Here is a 1091-nt window from a genome sequence, read left to right on the forward strand (position 1 = left end):
CCGGTGCCGCCCGCCCCGCCGGCCGCGCCCATGCTGAGCAGGCCGGCATTGCCGCCGTGCCCGCCCGCCCCGGCGGTCGTTTGGCTGTTTCCGCCGGTGCCGCCGTTGCCGCCGGCGCCGAACAGTCCACCGTTGCCGCCGTTCCCGCCGGCCCCACTGCTGCCGTTGAGGCTGCTGAACCCGCCTGCCCCACCGGCTCCGCCGTCGCCTGAGAGCATGCCGCCCGCTCCGCCGGCCCCGCCCGCGCCGCTGGTGAGGCCGAACCCGCCGTTTCCGCCGACCCCGCCACTGGCGAATATCCCCCCGTTGCCGCCGGCTCCGCCGGCGCCGCCGGTGCTTGCGCCGCCCACCCCGGGTGTAAAGGCAACTCCGCCGTCGCCGCCGTCCCCGGCGGCGCCTGCGAGGGTGCCGGCGTTGCCGCCCGCCCCACCGGCTCCGCCGGTGGCGCCGTTGGGTGCCCTTCCGCCGGCTCCGCCGGTTCCGCCGGAGCCGAACAGTCCGCCGTTGCCGCCGGCCCCGCCCGTCCCGCCGTTGCCAGTTGCCGACGCGCCGCCCGTGCCGCCGGAGCCGCCGGCGCCGAACAGCCCGCCGCCGGCCCCGCCGTGGCCACCGGCAGCGCCGGCCGCGCCGGAGCCGCCGATCCCGCCGTTGCCGAACAGGAGCCCGCCGTCCCCGCCGGCGGTGCCCGTCCCTGTAGCGCCGTTGGCGCCGTTGCCGATCAGCGGGCGCCCGGTCAGTGCCTCGGTGGGCGTGTTGATCGCGTTGAGCGCCTGCTGCTGAATGGTGTGCAGCGGGTTGGTGCTGGCGGGAGCGTTGAATCCATCCAGGCCCACCAGCTGACCGGCGATGCCGCCCGCACCGGTCGTGCCCCGGGTCGCGCCGAGCCCGCCGTTGCCGCCGTTACCGCCGTCGCCGATCAGCATGCCGCTGCCACCGGCGCCACCCGCGCCGCCGGTGCTGCCGGCGGCGGCCTCGCCGGCTCCTCCGCTACCGCCGTTACCGCCGTTCCCGATGAGCCCCGACCTGCCGCCGGCGCCACCTGCGCCGCCCAGAGCTGTTCCGCCGTCCCCGCCGGCGCCGCCGGCGCCGCC

The 1091-nt window shown here is 79.1% G+C and carries 1 pseudogene; it reads right to left on the reverse strand.

Features of this window, described 5'->3' with window-relative positions:
* Nucleotides 1-1091: pseudogene (locus tag N415_RS32385) on the reverse strand (PE family protein); the annotation flags it as partial.

Source organism: Mycobacterium sp. UM_CSW (genome assembly GCF_000455205.1).
Taxonomy (GTDB): Bacteria; Actinomycetota; Actinomycetes; order Mycobacteriales; family Mycobacteriaceae; genus Mycobacterium.